A 16,560-nucleotide genomic window follows, 5' to 3' on the forward strand; every position below is an offset into this window, starting at 1 on the left:
GATCTATACCATGGTATACAGAATGTTACTTTGGGTGTTTTTGATAATTCCCGGTGATTGGAAAAAAATTTCCATCACCAACGAAGCCCTAGCCACTGCCGAAAAGTCTTTCAAGGAGGCCGATTACGAAAATTCGGTACGAAATCACCTTTCCCTGCTGGAGGACCATGGACTGGACCACCCGGAAGTCCGCTTTAACCTTGCCCTGAGCTACCAAAACAACGGGCAGGAAGAAGATGCCAAAAAAACTTACGAACCCCTGATTTCCGTAAACGCCAATAACATTCCTTCATTCGCAGCCAATCAACAAGGCGTTTTACTTGGCAACGAAAAAAAGTACCAGGAAGCCCTATCCTATTTCAAAACGGCTCTGTTGAAGGATCCCGAAAATGAGCAGGCCCGGTACAATTACGAAGTCCTGGCTCGCTGGCTGGAAGGAAATGAAGAAAACCAGGAAAATGAGGAGGACAGAGAAGAGGAAGACCAGATCCAACCCTCCAATTATGCCAAAAGGATGAAAGCGCAAGCGGATGAAATGGTCGACAGGTTTCGATTTGGCGAGGCAAATGAGATCATGGACCGCGCGCTGGAAATCGATGAAACGGTAGCCCACTACCAAAAATTTATGGATCACTTAAACGAGATCAATGAAATCAATGAAAACCAATAACTGCTTCCTTTTCACCCTGTTTTTGTTAGGCCCTTTGAGCCTGCTGGCACAATCCGAATCGGAATATTTTAACCAGGCTGCCAGACAGTATGTAAACGAGGACATACAGGGAACCAGCCAGCTATTAGCCGAAGGCCTTGACAAATACCCAAACGATCCCCGGCTGAATGCGTTGTGGGAAAAGCTTCAAAAAGATCAGGAGGAACAGGAAAAGCAAGACCAGGAAAATCAGGAGCAGCAAGAACAAGACCAGCAGGACTCCCAGGAACAAGAGCAACAGGATCAGCAAAGTGAGGATCAGGAAAGTGGTGAAGGTGAAGAAGAAACACAGGAAGACGGGGCTGATGAGTCAGACGAGATGGAAGAACAGCGGGGAGAACAAACCGATGAAGAATCGGAGGATCCGGGCGAATTGGACAGTGATCTCAGCGATCGGGAAAAAGCCATGGAAGAAATGCGTCAACGACTGGAAGAAATGAACATTACGCCGGAGCAGGCCACCCAAATTCTGGATGCGATGAACAGCAATGAACTGCGCTACATTCAACAAAATAGAAAAAAACCCACGGAGCAACCAAAAAGGGGGCTTCCGGACTATTAAGTCCTGGATTTAATTTCGTTCTTTTCCTACTACGGATCTACTTTTGAACGTTGTTAATAGTGAAGGTTTTGCTAAATACGATGAAATTATACAAGCTCAAAAAAAGAGGTTGCTTGCTCTTAATACAGGTTATCTGTTTATCAGCTTCCACCTTAGCGCAAGTAGAGACTACTTATTACGATGATGAAAATTCCCGTGTTAAGGAACGGTACCAAACGAAAGGAGGAATAGCCCACGGAGCTTACCAGTATTACGACCCCTTCGGTAATTTAACCCAAACCGGACAGTTTGAAGAGGGTAAAAAATCGGGAGTGTTTGTCGAACTACACCCGGAAACGGGAGATACGCTTAAAATCACCCCCTATGTGGACGATCAGGTAGATGGAAAAGTCACTTCCTTCTACGCAAGTGGCAAGGTGGCGCAGCGTGCTGCCTTCCAGGCTGGAAACCTGCAGGGAACACTGGAATCATTTTACGAATCAGGAGAGATTCAGGGCCGGGTAGCTTTTCAAAATGGAAAACCTCACGGAAGCCAGGAAACCTTCTATCCGGACGGGCAACTAATGGAAGTGCAGCATTTTGATCAGGGAGTTCCGGAAGGTATTCAACGGGAATATGCTGAAAATGGTCAATTACTGACCGAAAAAACCTTCAGTGAGGGGCAACTGGAGGGTTTGTACACCAGCTACCATCCCGGTGGTCAGAAAGCATCTGAAGTATCCTACAAAAGAGGAATCAAACACGGAAAATTTGTCACTTTTCACGAAAATGGAACGGTTGCCTCCCGGGGAAACTATCGAAGGGGACTGCGGCACGGAACCTTTGTCACTTTTGACGAGATAGGAGAACAGATCGAGGAAGTCATTTACAAAAGGGGCGTTCTTCAGTAATTTTTAACCGGTTGCTAACGAAAGCACCGGTCCGGATTGGATTTCCCTTCGCTGATTTTGAAGGAAATTCCTCAAGCTTGAGAATAATTTCTATTTTTGCAAGTAAAAATGGATACCACATGAGTCAAGGCATAAAAAATACCCGGTTCCAATTTCCCGGTCAGGTGGATTTTTACCGTGGAAAAGTAAGGGACGTCTATATTTTTGATAAAACCATCGCAGTGGTGGCGACTGATAGGATTTCTGCATTCGATGTGGTCCTGCCTGTCCCCATCCCCTTCAAAGGGCAGGTATTAAACCAAATTGCCTATCACTTTCTGTCGGCCACGTCATCGGTCGTACCCAACTGGGTGGAAGTGGCACCGGATCCAAACGTAACCTTGGGCAAGCGATGCCTTCCTTTTAAGGTGGAGATGGTAATACGGGGGTACCTGGCAGGACATGCCTGGAGAGAATACCGGGATGGGAAAAGAACCCTATGCGGGGTAGCCCTGCCGGAGGGATTGAAAGAAAACGATCCCTTGCCCGAACCGATCATCACCCCGACCACCAAAGCTTCAGAGGGCCACGATGAAGACATTTCGAGAGAAGATATTTTGAAAAAAGGTATTGTCAGCGAAAAAGATTACCTGCAATTAGAAGATTATACCCGCACCTTGTTTCAGTTGGGAAGCGAGATGGCCCGTGAAAAGGGGTTGATTTTGGTGGATACTAAATATGAATTTGGAACCTACGAGGGTCAGATCTATTTGATTGACGAAATTCATACACCGGACTCGTCCCGATACTTTTATAGGGAGGGGTATAAAGAAAGGCAGGCGCGAGGCGAAGCACAAAAGCAACTTTCCAAAGAATTTGTCCGGCAATGGCTGATCGAAAACGGCTTTCAAGGGAAGCCCGGTCAAGCCATCCCCGAAATGAGTCCTTCCATTGTGGATTCCATTTCAAATCGATACATCGAGTTATTCGAACAAATCACCGGCAAAACTTTTGTGCCCGCAGATAGTTCGGGTATGGAAGCACGAATCAAAAGTGCGATTCTGAAACATATTTGAATGAAGGTACCGGATCGTTTTGGCACCAACATATTTTAAGCTAATTTTAAACTCGGAAATTTCCTTTAGGGAAAATTTCAACCTTACGTAATGTGAAGTAAATACACTCAAAAATGAAATACGCTGTAGATAAGAAAGAACAATTTGTACTTTTCACCTTAATGGAGGAAAAACTAGACTCCACCCTTTCTCCACAACTGAAATCGGAACTGCTAACGGTCCATGCCGAAGGATATAAAAACCTGATATTGGATATGGCTAGCGTGAAATACGCTGATTCCAGCGGGCTCAGTGCCCTGCTCGTAGGAAACCGGGCCTTTGGAGAAGAAGGGGGTATTTTTATCCTTTCATCCCTCCAGGAACATGTGCTAAAACTGATGAAAATATCCATGCTGGACAAAGTTTTTAAAGTCGTTGAGGACAACGAAGCGGCTGCTGAGGCCGTTTTTATCCACGAAATAGAGCAGGGGGCTGAAAAGGACGAAGAAGAGTAGAAGATAGGTATCCATTTGGACTTTGCAATCACCATCCTGGGTTCCAACTCTGCTGCCCCGGCCCATGGCAGGAATCAAACCTCCCAGGTAGTTACCTGGGGTAAACACTCCTTTTTGCTCGATTGTGGCGAATCCACCCAGCACCAGCTCCGGAAATTTAAAGTCAAATATTTTAAAATCAATCACATATTCATTTCCCACCTACATGGAGACCATTACCTGGGATTGATGGGCCTGCTAGGTACTTACCATCTGAACAACCGGAAAGAACCCCTGCACCTGTACGGGCCGAAAGGCCTGGATGAAATCATTACGGTACAACTGAAATATTCCGGTACCCTACTAAAGTTCCCCCTGGTTTTTCACCTTGTGGCAGTGGACCAAAAAACACGCCTGCTGGAGTTGGAAGACCTGGAAATATATGCCTTTCCATTAAAACACCGGATCCCTTGCACGGGATTTAGCTTCGAAGAAAAGACCGGCCGGGTAAAATTGCGGAAAGAACTGATCCGACAACAAAAACCAGGACTGGAGGCCATCCGCACCTTGTTAAAAGCAAAGGATGTTAGAGACATGACAGGCAAAACGCTGTATAAAGCAGCGGATTTCTGCCAGCTAAAAGCACCACGAAAATATGCCTTTTGCTCCGATACGGTATTTGACCCCAGCCTTTCCCACTTTATTCAGGGAGTTGACCTACTGTATCACGAAGCTACCTTCATGGAGGCAGAAAAGGATCGGGCAAAGCAAACCCGACACAGCACGACCCGGGAAGCGGCAGAAATGGCAAACCTTTCCGCTGCCAAAAAACTATTGCTAGGTCACTATTCCGTAAGATATAGTGACCTGCAGCCCCTACTTCTGGAAGCCCGGGAGGTGTTTCCCAATAGTTTTTTAAGTGAAGAAGGCAACATTTACCCCATTCCCTAACCATGGATCATCAGGATAAGGTTAATCAGTCAAAAAAGACCAATCTGTTCATCATATTGGGTGGCATCTTTCTAACCAATGCCATCCTGGCTGAGATTATTGGCGTGAAAATTTTTTCAGGGGAACAAACCTTGGGGCTTAATCCTGCCGGATGGACTTTTTTTGACAGCTATGTCCTGGATTTCAACCTCACTGCCGGAGCCGTCATCTGGCCCGTCGTTTTCATCACCACGGATATTATCAATGAGTATTTTGGAAAAAAGGGTGTTCGCAAAATTAGCTTTATTACGGCAGGGCTGATTGTATACGTATTTATCGTCATCAGCCTGGTTACCCAACTTCCTCCCGCTGGCTTTTGGCTTGATGTAAATGCAACTGATGCATCGGGTGCTCCCTTCAACATTGACTATGCCTTCAATACCATTTTCCGGCAGGGACTGGGCATTATCATCGGCTCCCTGATCGCTTTTTTGCTGGGGCAGTTGCTGGACGTGTTTGTTTTCCAGAAACTAAGGAAAATCACCGGCTCCAAAATGATCTGGCTCCGGGCCACCGGATCCACGCTGGTTTCTCAGTTTATAGATTCCTTTGTAGTGCTGGGAATTGCCTTTTACATTTTTGGCAACTGGTCGCTGCAACAGATCATTGCCGTGGGCATCATCAATTACATTTATAAATTCTCTGTAGCCATCCTGCTCACCCCGCTGTTGTACCTGGGGCATGCACTGATCGACCGATACCTCGGAAAAACGCTAGCGGAAAAAATGGCCGCAGAAGCTTCCCGGGACACGTCTTTTATATAGCGGCTTTTTCCGCTCCCAGCCGCTCAGCCAACGCACTGCCGATAATAAGTTGTAGGGTATGGTAGAGCATGATGGGCAAAAGCACTACGCCAAATACTACCGGATCGGGAAACAACACCTTGCCCATGACCGCCGCCTGTACCAGGGATTTTTTAGACCCACAGAAAAGCACCGTGATCCGGTCCGGCCGGTTGAAGCCAAGCCACTTCCCTACTCCGTACATTACCCCCAGCATTACCAAAAACAACAGCAACATCCAGAACCCAAGCCCTAGCACATTCTGCCCGGCAAACATGTTTTGTCCAAAGGATTGGGAGAATGCTGAAAAAACGATCAACAGAATGACCGTCTGGTCAAAATACTTTAATTGCCGACCACGTCGCTGAACCCAGGCACCCAGGTAGCGATGCAGTAAAAAACCGACTCCCACCGGAAGGAATATTTGCAGGACTAACTGGCCCACCGTATCCCATAGCGCAAAATCAGTCTCAGAGGCACTGAGAAAAAGATCCATCCAAAGTGGAGTAATAAAGATTCCTAGCAGGCTGGAAATACTGGCATTGAAGATCGCAGCGGGCAAATTCCCGCCAGCAATGGACACCATCACCACCGAAGAAGAAACCGTGGAAGGAAGCACTGCCAGGTAAAAGGTACCCAGCCAAAAAAGGCTATCCGCATCGCCAAAGAAAACATAACAGGTAAAAATGAGCGATGGAAAAACCAGAAACGTGGTGCTCTGAATCCAAAGGTGCAATCGCCAATTGGACAGTCCGACTTTCAATGTTGCCGGACTGATTTTTACCCCATAAAAGAAAAAGATGATAGACACCCCGTAATAGGTAAGGTCATCCAGACTTACCCTTCCACTGCTTTGTCCCCATTCAGGAAACAAATAGGCCAGTAAAATGGTCAGCAGAAGTAGAAAAAAAAAGCCATTGATCCCGGCTTTGGCCAGGTGTTTTTTCAGGGATGCCATAAGGAACCGCTTGGTCAGAAAGTAGGGCAAATTAAGGAAAAAACAGGCAATTTCCCTCCTTATAAGTAATTATTGAATATTTGCCTATGGTACAATTTCTAAAAAGGGATTGCTCCGGAATGTCGAAAACAGTAAACGTCCCCTCGCTCTGAAGGCATGCGTGACAAACCCTGCTTACGATTCCTCCACATGTTTTTTAAAGTTGTTTAAAATGGCCTGCCAGCCATCCCGTTGCATACCTGTGGAATTATTCGGTTCGGAATCAAAGGAAAGGGATACCCTGGTTCGATCACCCGCTTCCTCAAAAGATACCCGAACTTGACGACCATCCGTCAGAGCATAACTCAGGAATTCTTCAGGCTGTACCTCCTCGTAAATCGCCTCGTAATCAAAGCCAAAACTTCCGTCTCTAGCCTCCATTCGGGCAAAAAACTGTCCTCCAACGCACACTTCATTCCGGGCCCGGGGGCAATGCCAATCAGGAGAGGCAAAATTCCACCGAATGATATGCCGGGGCTCGGTATAGTATTGCCAGACTTTTTTTCTTTCGGCGGAAATTTCTGCCACCACGGTGATCTTTTCGGATTTCTTCGTTTCTTGATACATTTAAATCTATGGATTATTAGTTCTTTGATTTGGTCAACCAATAGAAACCTCCTGGTCTTTATAAGCATTAACGAACAAATCTACCCTTCCGTATATTTCTATAAATATACAGTATATACACCAATATAATCTTTTTATAATTTTGATGGGGCCGTTGTCGGTTTTTTAGGCTAGTGATTTGGAAAACTGTTATTACCTGGCTCAGATCAGCCAAAAAGCTACCTACCCTCGCCTGTAAGTCGTCGAAGATGATCGCACAGCACCGCCGTAGCCACTGCGACATTAAGAGATTCAGCACCTCCAAAGGCAGGAATGGTAAGCTTTTGGCTTACCAGCGGTTCCAACTCCGGGTTGATCCCATGGGATTCGTTGCCCATGAGCAGGATACCCGTGGCAGGCCCCTGGTGTGCATGAATGGACTGTCCTTTCAGGAATGCCCCGAATACCGGCACTCGCGCTTTCCGTAGCTTTTCTAACAAGGGCACGTACTCGAAATCCAACCGGGTAAAGGAACCCATGCTGGCATGCAGTACCTTGGGATTGTACAGATCGGCGGTTTCCGGCGACAGTAGCATTTTTTTAATTCCGTACCAATCCGCAATGCGAATGATGGTCCCCAGATTGCCAGGATCCCGGATATCGTCCAGGGCAATTATCAGTTCGTCGGAAGCTACCTGAACGGGTAGATTGGGTTTCGCCTGAGCTATCACCAATGCCTGGTCATTGCTAGAGAAGGTACCTACCGCTTTTAACGCTGCCGGATTCACCCGCACTTTTTCCCCATCAAAGGCCAAAAGCATCTCGGGCTGTTCACCAGCAAATTTTTCGGTATACAACAAGTGCGTGCAAGTATAATCCGAACGTAACAATTCCGTTACATTTTTGGACCCTTCCACAAAAAAGGCCTGTTCTTGTTTACGGAATTTTTTCTGGTGCAAGGATTTAATAAACTTAACTGTATTTTTGCTTAGCATTTGTCGAGACTGTCGTAGTGAAGAATACCAAATATATAAACTTTCTTTTTTTGATCCTTTCGCTCTGGAGCTGTAGCCTTACCCGGGAGCTGCCGTCGAACGAACTTTTGCTCTTTGAGGTGGACACAGAAGGGATACGGGAAAGCGATGCGGAAGCACTGAGAAGCCTGATCCGGCAAAAACCCAATACCCGCATTCCCTTGATCAACCTTTCACCCGGGGTGCTGGTCCACTCCCTGGGAAAGCGCTTCTACGACAGTGCCCGCCTCGCTAAAAATATCAGCGAAAGCAAACAGGAAGCCACGGAACTTTCCGAAACGATCAGCCGGGGAAACGCTTCCCGAAAAATAGAAAAGCGCTACCGAAAACTAAACACCCGGGTAAATTCCCTGGAACGAAAACTGGAATACGGCAACTGGTTTATGCGTACGGGAAATCCACGGGTGATCCTGGATAGCAGCGAAACGGCCATTTCCAGGCAACAGATGCTCCTTTACCTCCAAAATAACGGATTTTTTGATGCTGCTGTCACTACCCAAACGGATACCACCGGAAAAAAAGCAAGCCTGACCTACCGGATCGAGGAGAATTCCCCCTACCGGATCGACAGTGCCTTTACCCAATCAGATGATCCGGACATTTACCAGATCTTAGACAAAAACAAAAAATACAGCCAGCTGGAAGCAGGGGAGCGTTACCGGCAATCGGAACTGACCAGTGAACGGCAACGGGTAGAGGACTTGCTAAAGGATAGCGGCTATTATACCTTTTCCAAGTCCTTTATTGAATACAACGTGTATAAGGATAGTGTGGAGAAAAATGTAGTCATTGAGCAAGTAATCCGAAAACCGGAGCAGGGCGAAAAACACCGCATCTACACCATCGATTCCATCGTTTTTACCATTGCCAGCCCTAACGAACTCATTCCGGATGAAAACATTTCCACGGAATGGAACGGCATCCGGTACATCATGTACCAGGACCGCTATGCTGAAAAAATTATTGGGTCGCGAATTTTTCAAAAAGAAGGTGACGTGTACAGCAAAAATGCTGTCATCGAAACCCAACGGCAATTGGCCAATCTGGACGTATTTCGTTTGGTAAACATTTCATTTGACACGCTTGGAAATAGCATCAGGACAAACATTTTTACCCGGCCCAATCAGAAATTCCAAATAACAAATCAATTGGGTGCCAGTGTGACAGAACAGCTTCCCGGTCCCTTTTTTAGTCATTCCCTGCGAAACCGAAACCTGTTTCGGGGATTGGAGATCTTTGAGTTTAATTTCCGGGCAGGGCTGGAAGGCGTGGCCTCTGCCACCACCGAAGGGGGCGTGTACCGAAGCCGGGAACTATCCACATCCGCCTCCATTATATTTCCTCAGTTTCTGGTGCCCTTCAATTTTGGCACCCTGGAAAAATTCGGTCGATACAATCCCCGTACCCGGACCCTTCTGGGCTACAGCTATGTAAATCGACCGGAATACGTACGGGATGCGCTTAACACCATCCTGGCTTATACCTGGGCTACCCGAAACCTGCGGCACCAGTTTTCAGTAAACCTGTTGGATGCCAACCTTATCCGCTCTTCGCTGGATTCCCTGTTTCAATCCCGGTTGGAAGAGCTGCAGGAACAGGGAAACAACCTGATCAACTCCTTTTTGCCCTCTTACGTAAGCAGTATTTCGGGCCAGGTAATCATTAACTTTAACCAGTACGGCTTATTTCAACGAAACCAGGCATCGCTTTGGCGCTTGTTTGTGGAAAGCGGCGGCACCACGTTCAATTTCCTGAACCCCGAGAGCCTGGCTGATCGCAGCCTCAATTACTTTCAATTCCTCAAATTCCAATCGGATTTCAGGCGGTACATACCGATGAGCACGAATAGCACTTTTGCCTACCGTCTTAATCTGGGGCTGGCCAAACCCTACGGTATCAGTGGAGGGGTTTTACCCTACGAAAAATACTTTTTTGCCGGTGGCAGCACCAGCATCCGGGCCTGGCAACCCCGAAGACTGGGACCGGGGAGTTTTACACCTCAAACCCGGGAAGATGGTACCTTTGATTACCGCTTTGAGCAGCCGGGAGAAATTCTCTTTGAGGCGATGTTTGAATTCAGGCGAAAACTTTTCGGGTATTTTGACGGTGCCTTTTTTATTGACGCTGGCAATACCTGGACGTTTGAGGTGGATCCTTCCCGAGAGGGAACTGATTTTAAAGTGAATCGTTTTTATAAAGAATTGGCCGTGGGGACCGGCCTGGGTCTGCGTATGGATTTTGATTTTCTGGTACTTCGACTGGATATGGGAATAAAAGCGTACGATCCGGCAAGACCGGAGGGTGAACGGTTTATTCTGGATAACGTTTCCTTCAAGCAGCCGCTGGGAGAGCGGGGCCAGTCCGTATTTAATATCGGTATTGGCTATCCTTTTTAACGAGATAAACGCGGAAAAAACATGGAAAACGTGAGCAAAGAACATATTGCGGAAAAATTCAGGGTAATACAGGCCCATATCTGCAGCGAACTGGAAGCTGAAGATGGAAAGGGCCGCTTTGAAAGTGATCATTGGGAGCGAAAGCAAGGAGGTGGGGGAACAACCCGAGTCCTGAATAAGGGCCGCATCATTGCAAAAGGAGGGGTCGCTTTTTCGGCGGTTCATGGACCCACCCCTGATAAAATCCTACGGAAACTAAAACTGGAGCAGGCAGACTTTTTTGCTACCGGAGTTTCCATTGTCATCCATCCGATCAGCCCCATGGTTCCAATCATCCATATGAATATCCGGTACTTTGAAATGAGTAACGGTACCTACTGGTTTGGAGGAGGGATCGACCTGACCCCTCATTACCTGGATATTCCAGATGCCCATTATTTTCATCAGGAATTGAAAAACCTCTGTGACTCCTATCATCCTGAGTTCTATCCCCGTTTTAAAAAATGGGCCGATGACTATTTTTACCTACCCCACCGGGAGGAGACCCGCGGAATCGGTGGTATTTTCTTTGACCGGTTGGTTGCCGATGAAGAGCTTTCTTTTTCCCAATTGCTTTCATTTGTAGAAGGGGTGGGTTACCTTTTCCCAAAGCTATACCGGCATTTTATGGCCAAAAATGCCAAGCTACCCTATGGTGAGCCGGAACTGCAATGGCAAGCCTTACGAAGAGGCCGGTACGTGGAGTTTAACCTGGTATGGGATGCCGGTACCAAATTCGGACTGGATACCAATGGTCGAACGGAAAGCATCTTGATGAGCATGCCTCCGGTTGCCCATTGGGAATACAATCATACGCCCGCACCGGGATCCCGCGAAGCCCTTACCCTGGAGGGGTTGAAAAAAAATCGAAACTGGCTAAAAACGGACTCATGATCGAGCAGATAAAGCAGTGGGACGAAGCGTTATTCCTTTTTCTAAACCAGCAGCATGCCTCCTGGTTGGATCCCGTCATGCTAGCACTTACCGGAAGATACATCTGGATACCTTTATACCTGTATCTGTTGTACTTGATCATCCGGCACTACCCCGGCGAACGAGTCTGGTACATCTTGGGCCTGATTCTGACCATTGTCCTGGCAGATCAACTTACATCAAGTTTTATGAAACCCTTTTTTGAAAGGCTACGGCCCTGTCACGATGCCCGTTGGGATGAGCTGATCCGGAATTATGCGGGCTGTGGGGGAAGGTATGGTTTTGCTTCCTCCCATGCGGCCAACACTTTTGCACTGGCGGCTTTTATGCAGAAAGTCGGAAAAAAGCGACTCCGAAGAATGGGCTGGCTATTCGCCTGGGCCGGTTTGGTGTCCTATACCCGGATTTACCTGGGTGTACATTATCCTATGGATGTGCTGGTCGGTGCAGTACTAGGTATAATACTGGCCTGGCTGGTATGGTGGATAACAGGAATGGGAAACCGGTTGTGGCAAGCCCGATTTGGTACGGCGGGTATCAATACCCCTTGAGTATCCGCTGCATGTATTTTCCAATGATATCAAATTCCAGGTTTACGCGATCTCCGGGACGCAATAGGTGAAAGGTGGTATGCTCGTAGGTGTAGGGAATAATGGCCACCCGAAAGCTGCCTTCCCGGGAATGAAAACAAGTGAGGCTGATTCCGTTGATGCAAATTGAGCCCTTTTCCACGGTAAGGTTCCCGATACTACTATCGTACTCAAAGCTGGCAATCCAACTCCCCTCTTCGGAGCGGATTTCCTGCAAGATTCCCGTTTGATCTATGTGGCCCTGTACAATATGCCCGTCAAATCTGCCATTAGCTGGCATGCAGCGTTCCAGATTGACCAGATGCCCAACTTTCAAACCCCCAAGATTGGTCTTTTGAAGCGTTTCGTCTATGGCCGTAACGCGATAGGTATTTTTATCAAGATCGACCACCGTTAGGCAGACGCCATTATGACTGAGCGACTGATCGATTTTAAGTTCCGGTACCAGCCCACTCTCGATATCAAAATGTACATTATTCCCATCTGGGGTTATGCGCCTGACGGTTCCAAGGCTTTCAATGATTCCTGTAAACATGCTGTTGGTATTTTTAACCACCGGGATACCACCCGGTTGGAGATAAATCTGTTTCGGTGGCAAAGTAAGCCATTTTTAGCATTAACTTAGCATATCAATCGGGATAAGATACGACCAAAAACCATGTTGAAACTCGAAGACAGCTATTTACACAAAGGCCAGCGGCGAGGGTTGCTCAGTACCCTTCGCAAAAAAGGAATTCAGGACGAAGCCGTACTGGATGCGATTAACCAAATCCCCCGGCATTTCTTCTTTGATTCGGCACTGCTTAGTCATGCCTATGAAGACAAGGCCTTTCCTATAGGCGAGGGACAAACCATCTCCCAACCCTACACGGTGGCCTTCCAAACCAGTCTCCTGGCGGTAAAACCAGGAGAAAAGGTTTTGGAAATTGGCACGGGATCGGGATATCAGGCAGGGATTTTGTACTGTTTGGGGGCAAAGGTGCATACCATCGAGTACAACGAGGCACTGTACGAGCGAACCCGACGGTTCCTTCCTAAAATCGGCGTAAAAGTTCAGCACTACCAAGGAGACGGGAGCTTGGGTCTACCGGAAAAGGCTCCCTTCGACAAAATTATCGTAACCGCAGGGGCACCGGTCGTCCCAAAAGCCTTATTAGAGCAACTGGCGATAGGCGGTACGATGGTAATTCCTGTGGGTGATCGAAAAAGCCAACAGATGCTTCGGCTGACCCGGCAGACGGAAAAGAAAGTACTCCGGGAAAACTTTGACAATTTTTCCTTTGTCCCCTTATTGGGAGATGAAGGATGGGAATAATTCTCCATGGCTATGACAACAGTAAAAAAACACGTGCAGGACTCGGAAGTAATCAAGACCGAGATGGTGTTGCCGAATGATACGAATACCCTGAACAATCTAATGGGCGGAAAATTAATGCATTGGATGGATGTGGTTGCTGCCATTTCCGCGCAGCGGCATTCCAATTCGATTGTGGTAACTGCTTCTGTGGACAATATTTCCTTTAGAAACCCCATAGCGCTGGGAAATGTGGTGACCTTGAAAGCGCAGGTGACCCGGGCATTTTCCACGTCCATGGAAATCTTTATCGAAGTGATCGCCGAAGACATTCCGGCCAGATCCAGGTACGCCACGCACAAGGCATTCTTCACTTTTGTCGCCGTGGATGATAAGGGGCATCCGGTAAAAGTCCCACCCCTTGAACCCATCACCGAACGGGAAAAGGAACTGTTTGACGGGGCGCTCAGACGAAGGCAGCTGCGCCTTATTCTGGCTAAACGCATGGACCCACAGGAGGCCACCGAATTAAAGTCCCTGTTCGATTTGGAAGGGGTCAGCCAAAAGCAATAAATTGTATGACGAAAAGCACTGCATCTGAAATGAACAACCACGAACTAAAACTCTTTCTAACGGAAGATATTTTCGTCATAAAAGACGAGGTGCGTGAAAAATTAGCCGCCGCACAGCTGGCATCCCGTCTGGAGCTGGAACAAGAAGCTTCCGAACTGCTGGAGGAGACAATGGAAGTAGCTCAACCATCCGGCAGCCCTGATCCGGAACCTCTCCCCTACGAGGGCGAGTTTCAAAAATCCATTTTGATCGTCTACCAGGGAGAGGAACTTCATTCCGGTACCCGGGAGTTTTTGCTAAAAATATTCCGTGCCGTAAATTTATCGCTGAAAGACATCGCTCTGGTTTCTGAAAAATCCCTCAAAGAAAGTAACGAGGACCCATTGGCCCAATTGAGCCCCGGTAAGCTGATCCTTTTCGGAACCATTCACCATCCTTTGATGAAATTAAAAAAGGAAAATTACCGTATCATGCAGGATCCTCTGGAGTATTTCTTTGCAGACGAACTGGAAGAATTGGAAAAAAATGTTCCATTAAAACGAAAACTGTGGGACACCCTCCAGGTCTTTTTCAACGTAAAATAACATTAATATGACAAATGAAGAAAGATTGGCTATTGTAAAACGATTCCGGATCATCAGCCTTACCGAGGGCACCTCCATGTTGGTGCTGGTATTTATTGCGATGCCGCTGAAGTGGATATTTGAACTTCCTGACATGGTGAACTATGTCGGTTGGATTCACGGAATATTATTTATTGTCTACGTTTTGGTTCTTTTTCCGACCTCCCGGAAACTGCGATGGTCCTTTCAAAATGCGCTTTTCGGTCTCATTGCCGCGGTTTTGCCTTTTGGCCCTTTCTTGTTTGACCGAAAATTGCGCAAACAGGAACAAAATCTGGAAGAACAAAAACAGTAAGATTCAGATCCGATGGCGGTCATCAGTAAAAAAAAGATAATTTATCCGATCAGCGAGAACCTGCGAGCCTACCTGATCAAGTATGGAAGGGAAGTCGATATCCCCATTCATTACAAGGAATTACTACGGTACACCAATTCGATCGCTCTCTATGACTTTAAAGGAAATGACACGCTTTGGGAAACGGTATTTTATGATGAGTCGGATCGAAACGAGATTCATTACAAGGTAAAAAAAATCTATGCTCTTCTAAAAGCGGACGGGGACATGACAGTCATGCAGCACTTGTATGTGGATCGAATAGACCTGTGCACCTACGGAAATACGCAACCTTTTCGGGTCCGGATTGTCAATCGGATCAACGATAACTTTGATTATTTCTATATCAAAAATGCCGATGCCTCCAGGGTGTATGGACTGGAGTTGGAGCATTTACTATCCCCCAACAGAATCGGATACCTGGTATACCGCGACTCGCTAATTGAGGAACACATAGCTGGGATACCTGGTGAGCAATTTATGAAGCAACAGATCCACGATCCCTTGCTAAACCCCATCCGGTTGTCCAAAGAGTTTGTTAAATTCAACGAAAGGTGCTTTGTCCGCTTATTAGGGGACATGCATTCTTCTAATTTTGTGGTAGATGTGACACCGGATTTTGAAGAAACGCACTACCGGATCCGCTCCATCGATTTTGACCAACAGTCTTATGAAGGGAAGAAATCGATCTATTTACCCCAGTATTTCAAACAAAACAACGCTCTGATCCAATTGGGAATCCGGCACATTACGCCGGAGTCCATGGCCCAATATCAGAAAGAAGAGAGGGCGCTGATTGCTACCCGGCTGAAAAGCTCCCCCAAGGAAATCACCGACATTCTCAACAGCATGGAGAAAGACCTGCTTTCCACCGAAGAAAACACCTATACCCTAAAGCAGGAACTTGGTAGGCATTATAAAAATGCGGATTTTTTACGTTGTAATAACATGGGTGAGATCCTAAGGATAAGCTTGAATCAGGTCCTCCACCGGTGAAATTTTTAGGAGCGGTTCGGATGATTCTTTTGATTCGGCAACAAAAAAGCCTGAATCCAAAACAAAAATCAGCTAATAATGTCTATAAGTAAGTATTTGTCATGAAAAATTGGCATCATTTATGATCCATTATTTGACGTAGAAATCAGTTAAAAGAAGTTTTAAATTTAAAAAAATTGTTATGAGTGCGACAGCAGAAAAAAGAGTTTTTAAGAAGCTAGGATATAATAAAGACGAGTCCGAAAAAATAGTAAGTTCCCTTAATAAGCTTTTGGCCAATTACCACGTGCATTACCAAAAGCTGCGTAATTTCCACTGGAACGTTACCGGAAGCGATTTCTTCGACTTACATGAAAAATTTGAAGAACTGTACGATGAGTCCTTTGCCAATATTGACCTCATTGCTGAGCGAATTCGGGTATTTGGAATGACTCCCTACAGCCTTATGAAAGACTACCTGCAACATGCCGACATTGAAGAGGTCGGTACCGACCTAAGCTCAAAAGAAATGGTAGAGGAAGTACTTCGAGACTTTCAGGTCTTGGTAGATACGATGAACGAGTGCGCCATCAAGGTAGCAGACCTGGGAGACACGGCCACAGAAGACATGCTAATCGCCTTTATTAAAAGCCTGGAATTGCACCACTGGATGCTGACTTCTTTCATCAAAGAATAAAGAAGACCCGTGTAGCATCAATACTGAAAAAGGCTATCAGGTAATCCTGATAGCCTTTTTTTGTTCCA

Annotated in this window: 20 protein-coding genes; 16 read left to right on the forward strand and 4 right to left on the reverse strand. The window is 46.6% G+C overall.

The annotated features are described in order from the left end of the window. The first annotated feature begins 10 nt into the window (after positions 1-10). From GJS45_RS15625 to GJS45_RS15655, 7 genes are all read left to right on the forward strand, one after another. Positions 11-670, forward strand: a complete 660-nt coding sequence (locus GJS45_RS15625) for a hypothetical protein (protein ID WP_162342797.1) — start codon at positions 11-13, stop codon at positions 668-670. Continuing rightward, positions 648-1,271: a hypothetical protein gene (locus tag GJS45_RS15630; protein WP_162342798.1), complete on the forward strand. Its 624-nt coding sequence runs from the start codon at positions 648-650 to the stop codon at positions 1,269-1,271. The genes GJS45_RS15625 and GJS45_RS15630 overlap by 23 nt, the downstream gene beginning before the upstream one ends. Positions 1,272-1,351: 80 nt before the next feature. Continuing rightward, the gene (locus GJS45_RS15635; protein WP_162342799.1) at positions 1,352-2,161 is read left to right on the forward strand and encodes a toxin-antitoxin system YwqK family antitoxin; all 810 of its coding nucleotides are present in this window, start codon (positions 1,352-1,354) and stop codon (positions 2,159-2,161) included. A 119-nt stretch (positions 2,162-2,280) separates the two neighbouring features. Beyond that, the gene (locus GJS45_RS15640; RefSeq protein WP_162342800.1) at positions 2,281-3,216 is read left to right on the forward strand and encodes a phosphoribosylaminoimidazolesuccinocarboxamide synthase; all 936 of its coding nucleotides are present in this window, start codon (positions 2,281-2,283) and stop codon (positions 3,214-3,216) included. Between the two features lie 113 nt (positions 3,217-3,329). Beyond that, positions 3,330-3,710: an STAS domain-containing protein gene (locus GJS45_RS15645; RefSeq protein WP_162342801.1), complete on the forward strand. Its 381-nt coding sequence runs from the start codon at positions 3,330-3,332 to the stop codon at positions 3,708-3,710. Positions 3,711-3,725: 15 nt separating this feature from the next. Continuing rightward, positions 3,726-4,640 carry a ribonuclease Z gene (locus GJS45_RS15650; protein WP_162342802.1) on the forward strand — a complete coding sequence of 305 codons (915 nt, stop codon included), beginning with the start codon at positions 3,726-3,728 and terminating at the stop codon, positions 4,638-4,640. A 2-nt stretch (positions 4,641-4,642) separates the two neighbouring features. Beyond that, positions 4,643-5,443 (forward strand): queuosine precursor transporter, encoded by an 801-nt coding sequence (locus GJS45_RS15655; protein WP_162342803.1) that lies wholly within the window; start codon positions 4,643-4,645, stop codon positions 5,441-5,443. Here GJS45_RS15655 and GJS45_RS15660 read toward each other — a convergent pair. From GJS45_RS15660 to GJS45_RS15670, 3 genes are all read right to left on the reverse strand, one after another. Beyond that, entirely contained in the window at positions 5,436-6,419 is a 984-nt protein-coding gene (locus tag GJS45_RS15660) for a bile acid:sodium symporter family protein (RefSeq protein WP_162342804.1), read from the reverse strand. The two genes, GJS45_RS15655 and GJS45_RS15660, sit on opposite strands and share 8 nt — an antisense overlap. 174 nt (positions 6,420-6,593) lie before the next feature. Continuing rightward, a complete protein-coding gene (locus tag GJS45_RS15665; protein WP_162342805.1) occupies positions 6,594-7,025 on the reverse strand; it encodes an SRPBCC domain-containing protein in 432 nt (143 codons plus the stop codon). 218 nt (positions 7,026-7,243) lie between these two features. Then, a complete protein-coding gene (locus GJS45_RS15670) occupies positions 7,244-7,999 on the reverse strand; it encodes a TrmH family RNA methyltransferase (protein ID WP_162342806.1) in 756 nt (251 codons plus the stop codon). 50 nt (positions 8,000-8,049) lie between these two features. Here GJS45_RS15670 and tamL point away from each other — a divergent pair, with 50 nt between their 5' ends. The 3 genes from tamL to GJS45_RS15685 are packed head-to-tail and all read left to right on the forward strand — an operon-like array spanning position 8,050 to position 11,957. After that, entirely contained in the window at positions 8,050-10,434 is a 2,385-nt protein-coding gene (gene tamL / locus GJS45_RS15675; RefSeq protein WP_235954802.1) for a translocation and assembly module lipoprotein TamL, read from the forward strand. Positions 10,435-10,455: 21 nt separating this feature from the next. Next, the gene (hemF, locus tag GJS45_RS15680; protein WP_162342808.1) at positions 10,456-11,367 is read left to right on the forward strand and encodes an oxygen-dependent coproporphyrinogen oxidase; all 912 of its coding nucleotides are present in this window, start codon (positions 10,456-10,458) and stop codon (positions 11,365-11,367) included. Further along, positions 11,364-11,957, forward strand: coding sequence for a phosphatase PAP2 family protein (locus tag GJS45_RS15685; protein ID WP_162342809.1), 594 nt, complete (start codon positions 11,364-11,366; stop codon positions 11,955-11,957). The genes hemF and GJS45_RS15685 overlap by 4 nt, the downstream gene beginning before the upstream one ends. On the opposite strand, the gene GJS45_RS15690 is transcribed toward GJS45_RS15685, so the two are convergent. Then, positions 11,944-12,531: a riboflavin synthase gene (locus tag GJS45_RS15690; protein WP_162342810.1), complete on the reverse strand. Its 588-nt coding sequence runs from the start codon at positions 12,529-12,531 to the stop codon at positions 11,944-11,946. The genes GJS45_RS15685 and GJS45_RS15690 overlap by 14 nt on opposite strands. A gap of 123 nt (positions 12,532-12,654) precedes the next feature. Between GJS45_RS15690 and GJS45_RS15695 the strand changes: the two genes are divergently transcribed. The 6 genes from GJS45_RS15695 to GJS45_RS15720 all read left to right on the forward strand — a co-directional run bounded on the left by GJS45_RS15695 (position 12,655) and on the right by GJS45_RS15720 (position 16,492). Then, entirely contained in the window at positions 12,655-13,311 is a 657-nt protein-coding gene (locus GJS45_RS15695; RefSeq protein WP_162342811.1) for a protein-L-isoaspartate(D-aspartate) O-methyltransferase, read from the forward strand. Positions 13,312-13,323: 12 nt separating this feature from the next. Continuing rightward, on the forward strand, positions 13,324-13,863 hold the full coding sequence (locus GJS45_RS15700) for an acyl-CoA thioesterase (RefSeq protein WP_162342812.1): 540 nt from the start codon (positions 13,324-13,326) through the stop codon (positions 13,861-13,863). A gap of 5 nt (positions 13,864-13,868) precedes the next feature. Further along, positions 13,869-14,447 carry a hypothetical protein gene (locus GJS45_RS15705; RefSeq protein WP_162342813.1) on the forward strand — a complete coding sequence of 193 codons (579 nt, stop codon included), beginning with the start codon at positions 13,869-13,871 and terminating at the stop codon, positions 14,445-14,447. A gap of 7 nt (positions 14,448-14,454) precedes the next feature. Beyond that, complete coding sequence (locus GJS45_RS15710; RefSeq protein ID WP_162342814.1) at positions 14,455-14,781, forward strand: DUF3817 domain-containing protein; 327 nt, start codon at positions 14,455-14,457, stop codon at positions 14,779-14,781. Between the two features lie 12 nt (positions 14,782-14,793). Further along, complete coding sequence (locus GJS45_RS15715; RefSeq protein WP_162342815.1) at positions 14,794-15,816, forward strand: hypothetical protein; 1,023 nt, start codon at positions 14,794-14,796, stop codon at positions 15,814-15,816. Positions 15,817-15,997: 181 nt separating this feature from the next. Beyond that, on the forward strand, positions 15,998-16,492 hold the full coding sequence (locus GJS45_RS15720; protein ID WP_162342816.1) for a Dps family protein: 495 nt from the start codon (positions 15,998-16,000) through the stop codon (positions 16,490-16,492). The last annotated feature ends 68 nt before the right edge of the window (positions 16,493-16,560 follow it).

The sequence above is a fragment of the Cyclobacterium salsum genome (genome assembly GCF_010119245.1).
GTDB lineage: Bacteria > Bacteroidota > Bacteroidia > Cytophagales > Cyclobacteriaceae > Cyclobacterium > Cyclobacterium salsum.